The organism is Streptomyces sp. NPDC058619 (genome assembly GCF_042717785.1).
GTDB lineage: Bacteria > Actinomycetota > Actinomycetes > Streptomycetales > Streptomycetaceae > Streptomyces.
The window spans coordinates 17,924-32,398 of record NZ_JBHXQN010000066.1; the positions used below are offsets into that span (position 1 = coordinate 17,924).

The following is a 14,475-nucleotide window of genomic DNA, read 5'->3' on the forward strand; positions in this document are numbered from 1 at the left end:
CCTGTCCGGGAGTCGGCCGATGCCCCCGACTCGGCGCCCGAGCCGGCTGCACCCGAAGACGCCGCGGAAGCTCCTGCCGAGCCTGCCGAGCCCGAGCCAGTCGGGCCGGTCCCGGACGCCGCCCCCGCCCCGACCGAGACGCCCGCACCTGACGACGCGGCCCCCGGGTCCACGGATGCCCCCGAGCCCGCCGAAGCCTTCGAGCCCACCGTGGTCCCGGAGCCGGCTGAGTCACCCGGCACGGTGGAGCCCGCATATCCGGCCGAAGTCGCGGACCCGGACACGGCGCCGGATCCCGCCGAAGCGCCGGGACCGGCGGAAACCCACGATCTGGCCGGTGGAGGGTTCCCCGAAGAGAACGAGGCGCCCGCGCCCGTACCGGCGTCGGACGATGCCCCCGAACCACCCGGGGCGGCTACCCGTGCCGATGCGGTGTCCCCGGCTGACGACCGCGACTCGGCGCCCGAGCCGCTCCAGCCCACCGACGCCGCGGGAGCTCGCACCGAGCCATCCGAACCCGTGGGGGTTTCCGACACCCCCCACGCCGGCGACGCTCCCGCACCGTACGACAGCCTCGGCTCTGACGAGCACGTCTTCGAAGGCGGAGTCCTGGACAGGCTGAAACAGCTGACAGGCGGGGGAAGGGAAGATACGGACCGGTCGGAGCGCCTGGCTGACACGGTCGATCGCCCGGCGTTCCAGAATCCGGGCCGACGCCCGGCTGCGGTCCCCGACCGTTACGGCACTCCACTCGACCGCGCCGATGGCACCCGGACACCGCTCTTCGACGGAGATCCCTCGCGCGAGCAGACACAGCAAGGGCGCCTCTACGACTGCGGCATTGTGGCCACGCTCGGTGCTGTCGCAGGGCATTGCCCCGAAGCGATACGCGAGTGTGTCAGCGAAACCGAGGACGGCAACTACGCGGTCAGGCTTCATGAGGCGAAGTTCAACCATGCGCGCGACCGGTACGAGCCCACCGGCCGGGAAATCCGTCTGACCGTGACCCCTGACCTCCCGGTCTTCGACTCCAGCCCTGACCGACCTGCCTTCGCGGACTCCACGGCCACCGGGGTGGCGTGGGTGCCCGTACTGGAGAAGGCGATCGCGGGTAGCGATCAGGCCTGGAGCGAAGAGCGTCGCGACCGGTGGGCCGAGGGGCAGAAGATGCGGGGGGCCTCTGTGGTCCCCGAGGGCTACGTCCGGCTTGACCAGGGGGGCGGCGCCTCGGGCCGTGCTGAACTTCTCACTCAACTTACCGGCCGGCCCGCAGCCGTTTGGGATTTTCCCCAACAGTACGACCGCTACGGGGTCAGTCCCGACAAGCAGCTCATGGGGGATCTCCGGCAGCGGCTCGCCGAAGACAAGCCCGTGCTGGTCGGTACGCATTCCGAGAAGGAGATCGGTGGCCCCCTGTCGCACGATCTGGAACCGGCCCATGCGTACGAAGTGACCAGAGTGGACGACCGGGGAAGGATTCACCTGCGTAATCCTTGGAACAGGAACCATCCCGAGCCTCTGACACTTCCACAGTTCAAGGGCAACATCCGACCCCGATACACCACCTTGGAGTGATCAGGTGACTACTGAGATCTTTGTCTTTCGTGGAGTTCCGACGCCAACCGCCCTCGCCTTCTTCGGCGTGATCCGTGTGGAAGCCCGCCCTGGCTTTCCCCTCACGGTCCGCCTAGTGGTGGACGACGGAGAGGAACGGAAGTACACCCTTGAGCCGGGCGACACCTTCTCCGTCCGGGGAGAGCCCTGGAAACTCGACCACGTGGACGACCCGGCCGGGGACTGGCAGGTCTGTCTCCGTAAGGTCGAGTAGCCGTCCGAGGCGCGCCGCGCGTTCTCTGAGTGCGTGCTTGCCACGGCGACGGCAGTTGAATGAGTTGGTGGATGGTCAAGAAAGAGCACACTGGCGCTCCAGATCGCGCACAACCGCGATGCGCGGGGACTCCAGGGCGTGATCTTCACCCGCGACGACCGCGCGGGCGAAGGCAAGCTGTCGTCCCGACTCGGCCTGGTGACGGAGGCGGTCGAGGCGCCGGAGGGCATGGATCTGTACGCGTACCTGGTGGCCCAGCTATCCAAGGGCGGCAAGGCGGACCACGTGATCGTGGACGAGGCGCAGTTCCTGGCCCCGGCCCAGATCGACCAGCTGGACCGCATCGTGGACGATCTAGGGTTGGACGTCTTCGCCTTCGGCATCACGACGGACTTCCGCACCAAACTCTTCCCCGGCTCCCAGCGCCTGATCAAACTGGCGGACCGCCTCGAACAGCTCCAGGTCGAGGCCCTGTGCTGGTGCGGCGCCCGCGCCACCCACAACGCCCGCACGGTGAGCGGCGAGATGGTGGTCGAGGGTGCCCAGGTGGTGGTCGGTGACGTGAACCGCCCGGCTGGGGAGATCGGTTACGAGGTCCTGTGCCGTCGCCACCCCCGCAAGCGGATGACCTCGGCCGCGGCCCACGCGGGCGCCCTCTCCCCGGACGTCCTCCCCGTCAACCACGCCTGACTGGCGTATCTGCCGGCCTCGCTTCCGTTGCCGCTTCACGGATGACGATTTCCTCCTGCCCAGTCACCACATTCAGCGTCGGGCCTGGTCCGTTCGTGCGCTTGCGGCGCTTCACGGTGGGGGCGGTGAAGCCTCTCCGTCCTGGGGATCGTGATGCTTCGTCGCCTTGCTCGTCGCTGTCAGCGGTTGGCTGCCAGGAGAGCGTGGGCGTGGCGGACGAGTGCCTGGCGTACCTCCTTCGGGGACAGCACCGTGAGCGGCGTGGCCAGGCTGATGAGGTAGTCGGCGAGGCAGTCGGTGCTGTTGCCGCCGATCTGAATCATGGTGGCTTCGGGGCCGTCAGGGCTGTGTGTGCCGATGGTGGGTGGGACTTTTTGCAAGGCACGGTCCAGGGGGAGCGGGAGGCGGATCGTCGTGTACACCGGGTAGACGACGCTCGCGATCCCCCAGGAGACCAGTGCTGCGGCGTCAGGCGGATCGGTCAGGTCGACTGGTTCGGTCGTGGGGCGTACGTTCACCACCCGGTCGGCGCGGAATGTACGCCATTCCTGTTTGGTGACGTCCCGGGCGACCAGGTACCAGCGCAGGCCGGTGTGGACCAGGCGGTACGGGTCTACGGCTCGCACGGAGGCCTGACCGGCGTGGTTCCGGTAGGAGAGGGTGGTGCGGAGTGCGCCGTGGCAGGCTCGCGCCAGTTCCAGCAGCAGAGGCGTGTCGATCTGCGGTTCACCGGAGCGGGGAGTGTGTTCGAGTGCCCCGTCCAGTGTGCTCAGCTGGTCCGCGAGGTGTGTGGGCAGGCTCTGGCGGAGCTTGAGCAGTGCGGAGAGGGCGGCTTGACCGGTGCCGAGGACTCCGTTGAGCGCGGCTTCGCGCAGGGCGACAGCGACGGCCAGAGCCTCCTCGCCGTCCAGTACCAGCGGCGGCATCCGGGTACTGGGGCCGAGCCGGTAGCCGCCCCAGGGGCCGGGAGCGGATTCGACTCCGTAGCCCAAGTCCCGCAGCCGGGCGATGTCCCGGCGGACTGTGCGGTCGGTGACCGCCATGCGCTCGGCCAGTTCACGGCAGGTCCATTCGGGGCGCACGGACAGCAGCGAAACCAAGCGCAGCAGACGGGAGGAAGTCCTGATCACAGTCACCCAGTGTCCCGTATGACCAGGACACGTCCTGTCAGGGTCATGGCCTACGGTCCGTCCCATGAGAAACCCGGAGATCCGTCTGCTTTCCATCGACTTCGACTGTCCTGACCCGGCTGAGCTGGCCCGCTTCTACGGCGATGCCCTGGACCTGCCCCTGCTGTACCGCAGTGACGACTTTGTCCTGCTGGGGCGGGAGGGAGCCCCTGGGCTCGGCTTCGTCCGCCAGGCCGGCTTCCAGCCTCCGGCCTGGCCTGATCCCACCCACAGTAAGCAGGCCCACCTCGAACTGGGCGTCGACGACCTGGACGCCGCGCAGGAGCGGATGCTCGCACTGGGTGCCGTCCTGCCTTCCTTCCAGCCGCGGCCCGACGTGTGGCGGGTGCTCCTGGACCCGGCGGGTCATCCCTTCTGCCTGTCGACGCACGGAATCTGAGCCCGTCCCGCACCGTCTTTCGGCTCTCAGTTACGCCTACCACTCCCTGGGTCACCGCATATCCAAAACCAGCCCGGACGGCACCCGCACGCGAAGTGGGGAGGCCAGTCGACGAATTGATCCGAACGCGGTTCACCCCGATTCGACAACCGGACGAACATGGGCGGAGCAATTCAGAAGGCGCATGAATTCTGGGCGGAACAGAATTGAACTAGGCGAGCCGGTCCCCCCGGCGGGACTACAAGAGAGGCCACAGCACGTGCGCAACGGGAAGTGCAAGCCCAGATGACCGCGATCGAACGCCTATGGGAAGATTTTCAGCTTCCCATCAGAGACGCCCTGCATTTTGCAGACGGGCACTCCTGCGATGTTGACCTCGACTCCGGCGTGCCGAGCGGGTTGAGGGTGCTCGCACCGTTCGACCTGGATGAGATCCTGGAGAGCGATCCGGCCTGGTTGTCTTCCGTCGATGGGCTGGCCGCAGTAGACCTGGGGAGCAAGGGGCTGCTGTGGGGTGGCGAGGGCTGTTACGGGTCCGAGGGGTTCATTGCGCGGTTGACTGTCGACCGTGCGCTTATCTGGGCAATTTTCTTCATGGAATCCAATCCCTTTGATCGGATCCAGCTGTCCGGAAACGTCGCCACCTTCAGCTCAACCTCGGGATTCGAGATTGTAGTTGACATCGACGATCCGCGAACTCTGATCTCTGGACCTGAATCGAACCGAACGACCTGAGGATTGTCTCCCTCGGTCGTAGGAGGGCGCGGCCGGAGCACGAAACAGGTTGCATGGGGCCGGTGTAGGCGTGCGGCGTCTCCAAGCCGGCGCTGTCCAGCAGGCACTCGGCCGCGAGTTCGCAGAAGTGTGGAGCCGGCAGAGTTGGCAGCCTTGGCGTCGTGCATGTCCCAGGGCCCCCACCCCAATCACCTACGGCCCATGTCATGGCTCTGTGGGGCTCGAAGGGCACTGGTGTCAGCCGAGCCGAAGTCATCCCCAGCCACGCTCGTCCGCGGAGTTCGGGGGTGTCGCCGAGGCGGTGGAGGCGCCGGAGGGCGTGGATCTGTACGCGTACCTGGTGGCCCAGCTGTCCAAGGGCGGCAAGGCGGACCACGTGATCGTGGACGAGGCGCAGTTCCTGGCCCCGGCCCAGATCGACCAGCTGGACCGCATCGTGGACGATCTAGGGTTGGACGTCTTCGCCTTCGGCATCACGACGGACTTCCGCACGAAGCTCTTCCCGGGCTCCCAGCGCCTGATCGAGCTGGCGGACCGCGTGGAGCAGCTCCAGGTCGAGGCCCTGTGCTGGTGCGGCGCCCGCGCCACCCACAACGCCCGCACGGTGGGCGGCGAGATGGTGGTCGAGGGTGCCCAGGTGGTGGTCGGTGACGTGAACCGCCCGGCTGGGGAGATCGGTTACGAGGTCCTGTGCCGTCGCCATCACCGCAAGCGGATGACTTCGGCCGCGGCCCATGCCGGCGCCCTCTCCCCGGACGTCCTCCCGGTCAACCACGCCTGACCGCCGGGCAGCACGCGCCTCCTACTGGAAGCTGAGCCGATGCGGATGCGCCGGGGTGGCGGGCAGGTGTGGACGCGCATGAGCCCGCGGCCGAGGTAGACGCCGGTCGGGTCGCTGATCCGGCTGTCCGGAAGGAAGTCCCGGTCCTCCAGCGGGATCCAGCTCTCCGAGGCTCCGTCCCATTCACTGACGTCCACGGTGAGCAGGGGAGGCATGGGTGCTCGGCAGACTCCGCAGGCGAGGTGCGCCGGGTCGGTGAGGTGCCACGAGGCGAAGCCGCCGACCTTCCAGCCGGGCGCGATGGACAGATCACCCCGGTAGGTGACCTCGTCGGCCTCCTCCGCGCGTGCGGCGGCCGTGGCGGCCTCGTACTCCCCGTACGTGTCGAAGGTGGTGTCGGAGGAGGAGGAGGAGTCGAAGGCGTCGTCGTCCTCTTCGTCGTCTCCCGCCTCCCAGGTGTCGATGGCCTCTTGGAGGTCCTCGTCCAGCAGGCCTTCGTACTCGTGCTCCACCACGCGCTCGGGATGGAGCACGCACGGGTTCGGGACGCATTCGGGCCTGCCCACCACCACAGGTTCCGGGATCACGGCGAGGACCTCGCCCACGTCCTGGGAGCGCCGCCACTTCAGCACGACGTCGACGGTCCGGTCGGGGCCGTGCACTTCGAAGGGACACCAGAGGATCTGGAGCAGGTCACAGCCGTCCGGTCCGGTGAGATCGGGGATGTCGCGGGTGAAGAGCTGTGCAGCGGCGAGCAGCGGAATCGAGTCCGAGTCGCCGATCCGCGGGGCGTGCGGACCCGGCTGGAGGGCGTCCAGGACCTCGCGTTCCGCGGCCGTGGGACCTGACCCGGGATCGCGGTGCCACGCCTCGTCGAGGATCCGCCGCCGGAGGCGCACGTCGGACAGCCGGTGTCCGCTGCCCTTGGGATGGACGGCGGTGCACACGGGCCACGGTTCGCCGGCGGGCCACCGGAGCGGGCCGGCCACCGAGCTCTCGTCGGTCTTCGGGGAGCCGGGGCGCGGGTGGAGGCGGGTGCTGGTGCGGCGGTAGCCGGCGAGCGCGGGGAACAGGGCCTCGGCGTCGACCGGGCGGGGCGGGGTGGTGCGGGTCATGCGATCCTCACTTGCTGTTCGCGGCCGGTGTTCCGGTGCCGGCTCCCCCGAGCCGGTCGGTGAGCAGACGGCCACGCGTCTCGTTGAAGGCCGTTCCGTTGCCGCGCCGGCCCGGCGGTTTGAGCTTGCCGGCGGCCGTTCCCGGTTGTTGAGAGCCGTGGGCCGTCGTGGACAGCGTGAACCGCCCGGTTCCCGTGCTCCGTCCGGGGCGGGGAAGGGACGGTGCGTGCACGTGCGGTGCTCGCGGGGCGCCGCCCAGTGCGTGGTGCCCCGCCGGGAGCCGGCGGCCGACCGTGAACGGCGTGTGACAGGTGTGTGGCGGCCGGGGCCGCGCCCTTCCCCGGCGGTGATCCGGGCCCGTACGGTCAGAGCACGAAGCACCACCAGCACCACCACGACCGTGTGCCCGAGTGGCTCAGGGGCCGGCCTGCAAAGCCGGTTACGCGGGTTCGAACCCCGCCACGGTCTCCATCGGCTGCCCGTCCGGCGCTCGCTCCGGCCGGGCAGCGTCGTTTCCGCCCGCCGGGAGACCGGCCGGGCACTCCCTCAGCGCCTCACCCCCGCCGCGACTGCACCAGGGTGAAGACCGCGCCCTCCGGATCGCCCACGACCGCCTGTCGGCCGCTGACCCCGTCGCGGGGCGGCTCGACGATCCGGCCGCCGAGCTCCGCGACCCGGTCGGCGGCGGCGTCCGTGTCCGCGACCTCGAAGTACGCCATCCAGTGCGGCCCCCGGTCGTGCGGCAGCGAGCGCCCGACCCCGTGCACCGCGGCCACCGGCCGGCCGTCCAAGTGCAGGGTCAGGTAGTCGAAGTCGTCGGAGGCGGCGGCGTGGGCCTGCGCCTCGTGGCCGAAGACGTGCTCGTAGAACTTGCCGACCGTGGACGTGTCCTGCGTGACCAGCTCGTTCCACACCGGAGTGCCCGGCCCGCCGTGCATGCCCGTGCCCATCGGGGTCTGGGCCTGCCAGATCCCGAAGATCGCACCCAGCGGGTCGGAGCAGATGGCCACCCGCCCCGCGATGCCGGCGTCCAGGGGGCCCACCGCGACCGTGCCCCCGCAGGAGCGGATCGCCTCGGCGGTGGCGTCGGCGTCGTCCGTGGCCAGGTACGTGGTCCAGGCCACCGGCAGGTGCCGGTCGGGCGGCATCTCGCCGATGCCGGCCACCTCGATGCCGTTCAACAGGGCCCGTACGTACGGGCCGAGCTGCTCCGGGCCGGGGACGAACTCCCAGCCGAACAGGTCCGCGTAGAAGTCCTCGGTGGTTCCGAGGCCGTGCACCATGAGGCTCACCCAGCACGGTGTGCCGGGTGTGCGCCGCGTTGCGTTCGCGTCCTCGGTCATCTCAGCGTCTCCTCCGTCGTACCGCTTGCCGGTGCTGATGCTTCCACCCCGGAGGGCTCGGCGCGCCCCGACCGCGCCGGATCGGCCGGGCGCGGGGCAGAGATGACCGGATCGGTGTGCCCCGTGGTTGACGGGCGTGTGAAGCGGGCGCCTGTCCCGTGCCGCGGGAGGCGGGCGGGGAGGAGGATGGCCCGCATGACTGCGACCTCTGCGATCCTCTCCGCCGCCGAACTGAAGAGCGAGCTGGCGGGACCCCGGCCACCGGTCCTGCTGGACGTCCGCTGGCAGCTGGGCGGCCCCGATCAGCTGCCGGCGTACGAGACCGGGCACCTGCCCGGCGCCGTGTACGTCGACCTCGACCGCGAACTGGCAGGTCCGGCAGGGTCGGGCGGCCGCCACCCGCTGCCGGACCCGGAGGCCTTCGGGGCGGTGATGCGGCGGGCCGGCGTCTCGGCGCAGGCGCCGGTGGTCGTGTACGACGGCGGCCAGGGCTGGGCCGCCGCCCGGGCGTGGTGGCTGTTGCGCTGGACGGGACACCCCGAGGTACGGGTCCTGGACGGGGGCCTGGCCGCGTGGACCGGGGCGGGCGGCGCGGTGACGGCCGAACGGGTGACTCCCGAGGAGGGCGATTTCAAGCCAACCCCGGGGGCGGTCGGACTGCTGGACGCGGACCAGGCCGCCGAGCGGGCCCGCGCGGGGGTGCTCCTGGACGCCCGGGCGGGGGAGCGCTACCGCGGGGAGGTCGAGCCGATCGACCCGGTCGGCGGTCACGTTCCGGGCGCGCTGTCGGCGCCGGCCGCGGAGAACGTGGGGCCGGACGGCCGTTTCCTGCCGGCGGCGGAGCTGCGGGCCCGCTTCACCGGGCTCGGCGTCTCGGAGGGGACCCCGGTGGGCGTGTACTGCGGCTCGGGGGTCTCCGGAGCCCAGCAGGTCCTGGCCCTGGAGGTGGCGGGCATTGCCGCCGACCTGTACGCCGGCAGCTGGTCGGAGTGGTCCGCCGACCCCTCCCGCCCGGTGGCCACGGGCCCGGACCCGCAGTAGCCCGCGCGGCGGTGCCCCGCCCGGGTCGTCCCGGGCGGGGCACCACGCCGCCGGACCCGCGGGTCCGGCGGCGTCGCTACTCCTGCTTCTTGCGGCGGGTGCCGAAGACGATCTCGTCCCAGCTGGGCACGGCCGCCCGCCGCCCGGGGCGGACCCCGTCGGCCTCGGCCTGGCGGTCGGTGGTGCCGGTCAGGCGGTCGCGGTGGCCCGCCACCGTACGGGGCATCAGGACGTCGGCGTACGCGGAGCCGGCGCCCGCCGACGCGGCGGGTGCCGGCGGCTCCTCCGCCTCCGGCTCCTCGGCCGGCGGCTCGGTGCGGTCCGGGACCACGAGGTCCCCGCGGAAGCTCGGGACGGCCTCCAGCAGGCTCGTCAGGGTGTCCCGCTCCTCCTCCGCGTCCGGCGTGGGCGCGACGGGCCGCTCCAGCTGGCGGTCGAGGGCGCGGTCCAGCGGCCGGTCGCGCGGCAGCCGTGCGATCCGGGGCACGAACGGGAAGCTCGGCTCGGGTGTCGCCGGGAGGTCGTCCGACTCGCCGATCAGCGAGCGGGCCTCGTCGTCGACGGCCACGACCAGCCGGCGCGGCGGGTCGTACGTCCAGCTCGCCGAGTGCGGCTCGCCCGCGACCAGGTAGACCAGCAGGACTTCCCAGGTGCCGTCGTCGCGGCGCCACGAGTCCCACTGGACGGATTCCTTCTCGGCGCCGCGCAGCGTCAGCCGCTCCTGCACGGCCTCGCCGAGCTGCGGTCCGGTGTTCTCACCGGGCCGGCGCACGGGTGTCTTGCGGGCCCGCTCGGCCATGAAGGCGCGCTCGGCGAGCACGGGGCCCTCGAAGCGGCGTACGCGGTCGACGGGGATGCCGGCGAGCTGGGCGACCTCCTCCGCGGAGGCACCGGCCCGTATGCGGGCCTGGATGTCGCGGGGACGGAGGTGGCTCTCGACCTCGATCTCGATCTGGTTCAGCCGCGCGCGGTCGTTGCGCACGGCGGCCCGCAGCCGCTCGTCGATCGGAAGCGTGTACTCCGTGCTGTCCCCAGCCTTGAGCACCAGTCGTGTGCCGTCATTTGAGACGGCCACGACACGCAGTTCGGGCATGGGGACCTCCCGGGTGGTGCCTGCCGACGTCACGTGCGTCGCTGCTTCCGCTAGTCGAGTGTGGCCTGCCCGGGTGCAGCCTGCCACAACCTTGCCGAGTTAAACCGGCGTGTCGGGCATGCGCCCTTGATCGCCGTCATGGCACGGTTACCTGTTGGGCACGCACAGTGACCGAACGGTTACTGTGCGCAGTAGGCACCCGTGCAATACCGCGGCATCACCGGTCTTCGAGTGCCGTTTTCCATCAGCCGGCCCCCTCTCCCGGGTCCGGACATCCGAAAGGAAGGACGGCCCCAGGGCTCGCCACAGTACTCCATTCGGGCCACCCGGGTGGACCGCCGCGCCGCCGAAGTTCTCATCGGTGGCGGGAGTTGGGCTGCCCTCCGTCGGCTCCGACCTGCACGCGTGTCCGCTCACGGGTGTCCTGCTTCACAGAATCCCCCGAAACGGAACTAATCGTTTCGCCCGGGTGTCAGTAACTCCTGTAAGGGATGACGCGCGAGAGGCAGGACACGCAGGGGATGGCGATGGGTCAGAAGGCTACGCAGGACGTCGAACCGGAGAAGAAGAAGCTCGACCTGAGCGTGGCTCAGGTGGCCGGGACCTCCCTCGCGACGGTCGCGGCGGCCGTGCTCGCCTCGCAGCTCGGGGTCTACGGGACGATCGGCGGGGCGGCGGTGGTCAGCGTGGTCGCCACCGCGGGCGGGCCCGTCATCCAGCACTTCTTCCGGCGCACCGGCGACCAGCTGCGCGAGACCGTCCGGCCGGGAGCCCGGCAGGTCCCCCTGTCCGCGGACGCGGACGCGGACGGGAGGCCCGGCGGGGAGGGAAGGCTCCCCGCGGAGGAGAAGCTGCCCGACGGAACGATCCTGCTGCGCGCGGTCCCGGCCGACCCGGCACCCGACGGGGATTTCGGCCGGGCCACCGTCCACGGCACCCGCGTACGGGGGTGGAAGCGCACGGCCGTCGCCGCCGGCGCCGCCTTCGCGATCGCGACAGGCGGCCTCGGGACCTACGAGGCGATCGCCGGCACCTCCGTCAGCTCCGACGGCCGCACCCTGCTCACCGGCGGCGCGGGCACGGCCCGCGACCACAAGAACGAGGACCGCAGGCAGGATCCGGGAACCGGCGGCAAGGGCCGCGAGGGCGGCGGGACCCCGGAGTCCGGTACGCCCTCGCCGCACCCCTCCGGCTCCCGGGGCGGCGGCGAGAGCGGCAGCCGCAGCCCGAGCCCCGAGCCGGACACCCCGCCCTCCGCCACCCCGAGTCCGCCGGTCACCCCGAGCCCGCCGCCCGTGACCCCGAGCGCGCCGGTCAGCCCGAGCACCAGGCCCTCGAACCCGGCCACCCCGGACGCCGCGACCCCGCCGGCCCCGCCCGCGGGCGGCGGGAGCGGACCGTCGAGCGGCTCCTGACGGGGCGTGCGCCCCGGCTCAGGCGCCGAGGACGCGCCGCAGGTAGTCGTTGCCGAACACCCGGTCCGGGTCCAGCCGGTTTCGGAGCGCGGTGAACTCGCCGAACCGCGGGTAGACCTGCGCGAAGTACTCCGCGTCCCGCGTGTGCACCTTGCCCCAGTGCGGGCGCCCGCCGTGCGCGGTGAAGACGCGCTCGGCCGCCGTGAAGTAGGCCTGGTACGGCGTGCCCCGGTACATGTGCACCGCGATGTACGCCGTCTCGCGCCCCGAGGCCGTGGACACCGTGATGTCGTCCGCCGGAGCCGTCCGCACCTCCACCGGGAAGCTGATCCGCAGGTCCGAGCGGTCGACCACCGCCCGCAGCTCCCGCAGCGCCGCCACGAGGTGCTCGCGCGGGAGGGCGTACTCCATCTCCACGAAACGCACCCGGCGCGGGCTGGTGAACACCTTGTACGGAATGTCCGTGTAGGTGCGCGCCGACAGGGCGCGGCTGGCGACGCGGGCGATGGACGGGATGGCCGCCGGCACGCCGCGGCCGAGCGAGTTGACGGCCTGGAAGATGCCGTTGGACAGCAGCTCGTCCTCGATCCAGGCGCTCACCGGGCCGGGCGGCGCGGCCGGGCCCTGGCTGCGGTTGTTCCGCTTGGTGTTGCAGTTGCCGGTGTGCGGAAACCAGTAGAACTCGAAGTGCTCGTTCTCCGCGACGTGCTCGTCGAACTCCGCGGTCACCCGGTCGAAGCCCATCGGCTCCTCGCGGGCGGTGAGGAAGAACAGCGGCTCCACGGCGAGGGTGATCGCCGTGATGACGCCGAGCGCCCCGATGCCCAGCCGGGCCGCCGCGAAGACCTCGGGGTTCTCCTCGCGGGAGCAGGTCAGCAGCCGTCCGTCCGCGGTGACCAGCTCCAGACCGCGGATCTGGGCGGCGATCGAGGCCGAGTCGCGGCCGGTGCCGTGGGTGCCGGTGCTGGTCGCGCCGGAGACCGTCTGCTCCATGATGTCGCCCATGTTGGTGAGCGACAGGCCCTCGGCGGCCAGGGTCCGGTTGAGGTCCTTCAGGACCGTGCCCGCCGCCACCGTGACGGTGCCCGCGGCCCGGTCGATCTCCTGGATACCGGCCAGCGCCTGGGGGCGTACGAGCACCCCGTCCGTCGCGGCCGCCGCGGTGAAGGAGTGGCCGGTGCCGACCGCCTTCACCCGCAGCCCCTCCCCGGCGGCCCGGCGGACCGCCTCCTGGAGCTCCCCGACCGAGGCCGGGGTCACCACGCGGGCGGGTGTGGCGGTGACGTTCCCCGCCCAGTTACGCCACGCGGTCGCCCCGCGGCTCTTCCCTGCTGTCGCCGTCCCCATCGGTAGCTGGCTCCTCCCCTTGCGCCGGCTTCGTCAGCCGGCGGTATCCCGCGAACGCAACCGCCGCCGCGGCCGTCCCCGCCGCGATGGAGACGACGTACCCGCGCTGCGCGCCGGCCGCGTCGATGACCAGGCCGGTCACCGATGAGCCGACCGCGACGCCGACCGCGAGGCCGGTGCTGATCCAGGTCATGCCCTCGGTCAGCTTCGCGCGGGGTACGTGCGCCTCGATCAGGGCCATCGTGGTGATCATCGTGGGAGCGATGGCGAGGCCCGAGACGAAGAGCGCCACGGCCAGAAACGGAAGGTTCCCGGCCAGTAGGAGGGGGATCATACTCACGGCCATCGCACATACGCCCAGTACCCAGAGCACTTCGTTTCGGCCCTTGAGGTGCAGCAGGCCGAAGACGATTCCGGCGATACAGGACCCCAGGGCCCAGATCGCCAGGATGAAGCTCGCCGAGGACTTGGATCCCTGCTCCTCGGCGAAGGCGAGGGTGGACACGTCGATGGACCCGAAGATCGCGCCGGTCGCGACGAACGTGGCCGTCAGCACTTGGAGGCCGGGGGAGCGCAGCGCCGAGGTGCGGTCCGTGTGCTCCCCGCGCGGGTGCGGCGCGGGCTCGGTGGAGCGCTGCGAGGTGAGCAGCCAGACGCCCACCAGCAGGCACAGGGCGGCGATCAGCGGGCCCGCCTCGGGGAACCAGGCGGTGGACAGGCCGATGGCGAGGATCGGCCCGAAGATGAAGCACACCTCGTCGACGACGGACTCGAAGGAGTACGCGGTGTGCAGCGCGCGCGGCGAGTCCTGGTAGATCACGGTCCAGCGGGCCCGGACCATCGAGCCGACGCTCGGTACGCAGCCCGCGACGGCGGCGCACACGAACAGGATCCAGTCGGGCAGGCCGTTCGCGGCCGCCAGCAGCAGGCCGGTCACCGCGACCACCGAGACGAGGGTCGCGGGGCGCAGGACGCGCCGCTGCCCGTACTGGTCGACCAGGCGGGAGACCTGCGGGCCGATGACCGCGGCGGCCAGGGCGAGGGTTCCGGTGAGCGCGCTGGCCATCGCGTAGCGGCCGGTGATCTCCGAGATCATGGTCAGGATGCCGACGCCGACCATGGAGAGGGGCATCCGGCCGACGAGGCCGGCGGCGCTGAACGCCTTCGTGCCGGGGGCCGCGAAGATCGCGCGGTAGGGACTGGGCACGGGCCCTCCGTAAGGGATGTCATGGGCCCGTACAGGTTACGGCCGCCGACGCGGCACCCGCGCGGGGAAACCGGACGGGAGCCTGGAACGGGGCCCCGGTGCGTCCTGAGAGGGGGCACGGGAGCCGGGCCCGTTTCCCGCCGGGGGATGCCGGGTGGCAGGATTCCAGGCATGTCAGACCAGCTCCTTCCGCCTTCCGGCGGACCCGCCGCCCCGTACGACGCCCTGCTGCTGCTGTCCTTCGGTGGCCCGGAGGGGCCTGATGACGTGGTGCCGTTCCTGGAGAACGTGACGCGGGGGCGGGGGATCCC

General features: G+C 71.4%; 13 protein-coding genes, 1 tRNA gene and 2 pseudogenes. 10 read left to right on the top strand and 6 right to left on the bottom strand.

Annotated features, from left to right (window positions below):
- The first annotated feature begins 243 nt into the window (after positions 1-243).
- From ACFWTC_RS34040 to ACFWTC_RS34050, 3 genes and pseudogenes are all read left to right on the top strand, one after another.
- A complete protein-coding gene (locus ACFWTC_RS34040) occupies positions 244-1,575 on the top strand; it encodes a C2 family cysteine protease (protein WP_383929928.1) in 1,332 nt (443 codons plus the stop codon).
- A gap of 4 nt (positions 1,576-1,579) precedes the next feature.
- Positions 1,580-1,828: a DUF6406 domain-containing protein gene (locus tag ACFWTC_RS34045; RefSeq protein ID WP_383929930.1), complete on the top strand. Its 249-nt coding sequence runs from the start codon at positions 1,580-1,582 to the stop codon at positions 1,826-1,828.
- A gap of 81 nt (positions 1,829-1,909) precedes the next feature.
- Positions 1,910-2,518 (top strand): annotated as a pseudogene (locus tag ACFWTC_RS34050) (thymidine kinase); the annotation flags it as partial.
- A 179-nt stretch (positions 2,519-2,697) separates the two neighbouring features.
- Here ACFWTC_RS34050 and ACFWTC_RS34055 read toward each other — a convergent pair.
- Positions 2,698-3,648, bottom strand: coding sequence for a helix-turn-helix transcriptional regulator (locus tag ACFWTC_RS34055; RefSeq protein WP_383929933.1), 951 nt, complete (start codon positions 3,646-3,648; stop codon positions 2,698-2,700).
- A gap of 64 nt (positions 3,649-3,712) precedes the next feature.
- On the opposite strand from ACFWTC_RS34055, the gene ACFWTC_RS34060 reads away from it, so the two are divergent.
- The 3 genes and pseudogenes from ACFWTC_RS34060 to ACFWTC_RS34070 all read left to right on the top strand — a co-directional run.
- Positions 3,713-4,087, top strand: coding sequence for a VOC family protein (locus ACFWTC_RS34060; protein ID WP_383929936.1), 375 nt, complete (start codon positions 3,713-3,715; stop codon positions 4,085-4,087).
- Between the two features lie 285 nt (positions 4,088-4,372).
- Complete coding sequence (locus ACFWTC_RS34065; RefSeq protein WP_384027769.1) at positions 4,373-4,822, top strand: hypothetical protein; 450 nt, start codon at positions 4,373-4,375, stop codon at positions 4,820-4,822.
- A 283-nt stretch (positions 4,823-5,105) separates the two neighbouring features.
- A pseudogene (locus ACFWTC_RS34070) lies at positions 5,106-5,603 on the top strand (thymidine kinase); the annotation flags it as partial.
- Here the strand turns inward: ACFWTC_RS34070 and ACFWTC_RS34075 are convergent.
- Entirely contained in the window at positions 5,525-6,718 is a 1,194-nt protein-coding gene (locus ACFWTC_RS34075) for a hypothetical protein (RefSeq protein WP_384027770.1), read from the bottom strand. The pseudogene ACFWTC_RS34070 and the gene ACFWTC_RS34075 overlap by 79 nt on opposite strands.
- Before the next feature lie 396 nt (positions 6,719-7,114).
- Here ACFWTC_RS34075 and ACFWTC_RS34080 point away from each other — a divergent pair.
- Positions 7,115-7,189: transfer RNA gene (locus ACFWTC_RS34080), tRNA-Cys, on the top strand.
- 83 nt (positions 7,190-7,272) lie between these two features.
- Here the strand turns inward: ACFWTC_RS34080 and ACFWTC_RS34085 are convergent.
- Complete coding sequence (locus ACFWTC_RS34085) at positions 7,273-8,061, bottom strand: VOC family protein (RefSeq protein ID WP_384027771.1); 789 nt, start codon at positions 8,059-8,061, stop codon at positions 7,273-7,275.
- 195 nt (positions 8,062-8,256) lie between these two features.
- Between ACFWTC_RS34085 and ACFWTC_RS34090 the strand changes: the two genes are divergently transcribed.
- Positions 8,257-9,102 carry a sulfurtransferase gene (locus ACFWTC_RS34090; protein ID WP_383929947.1) on the top strand — a complete coding sequence of 282 codons (846 nt, stop codon included), beginning with the start codon at positions 8,257-8,259 and terminating at the stop codon, positions 9,100-9,102.
- 76 nt (positions 9,103-9,178) lie between these two features.
- Here the strand turns inward: ACFWTC_RS34090 and sepH are convergent, their stop codons facing one another.
- On the bottom strand, positions 9,179-10,228 hold the full coding sequence (sepH, locus tag ACFWTC_RS34095; protein ID WP_267723749.1) for a septation protein SepH: 1,050 nt from the start codon (positions 10,226-10,228) through the stop codon (positions 9,179-9,181).
- Positions 10,229-10,722: 494 nt separating this feature from the next.
- Here sepH and ACFWTC_RS34100 point away from each other — a divergent pair, with 494 nt between their 5' ends.
- Complete coding sequence (locus ACFWTC_RS34100) at positions 10,723-11,610, top strand: hypothetical protein (protein WP_384027772.1); 888 nt, start codon at positions 10,723-10,725, stop codon at positions 11,608-11,610.
- An 18-nt stretch (positions 11,611-11,628) separates the two neighbouring features.
- Here the strand turns inward: ACFWTC_RS34100 and ACFWTC_RS34105 are convergent, their stop codons facing one another.
- Positions 11,629-12,957, bottom strand: coding sequence for a D-arabinono-1,4-lactone oxidase (locus tag ACFWTC_RS34105; RefSeq protein WP_384027773.1), 1,329 nt, complete (start codon positions 12,955-12,957; stop codon positions 11,629-11,631).
- The gene (locus ACFWTC_RS34110; protein WP_383933283.1) at positions 12,908-14,164 is read right to left on the bottom strand and encodes an MFS transporter; all 1,257 of its coding nucleotides are present in this window, start codon (positions 14,162-14,164) and stop codon (positions 12,908-12,910) included. Before ACFWTC_RS34110 ends, ACFWTC_RS34105 begins: the two co-directional genes overlap by 50 nt.
- A gap of 171 nt (positions 14,165-14,335) precedes the next feature.
- Between ACFWTC_RS34110 and ACFWTC_RS34115 the strand changes: the two genes are divergently transcribed.
- Positions 14,336-14,475, top strand: a 140-nt coding sequence (locus ACFWTC_RS34115; protein ID WP_383933285.1) for a ferrochelatase, incomplete at its 3' end; no start/stop codon positions are given.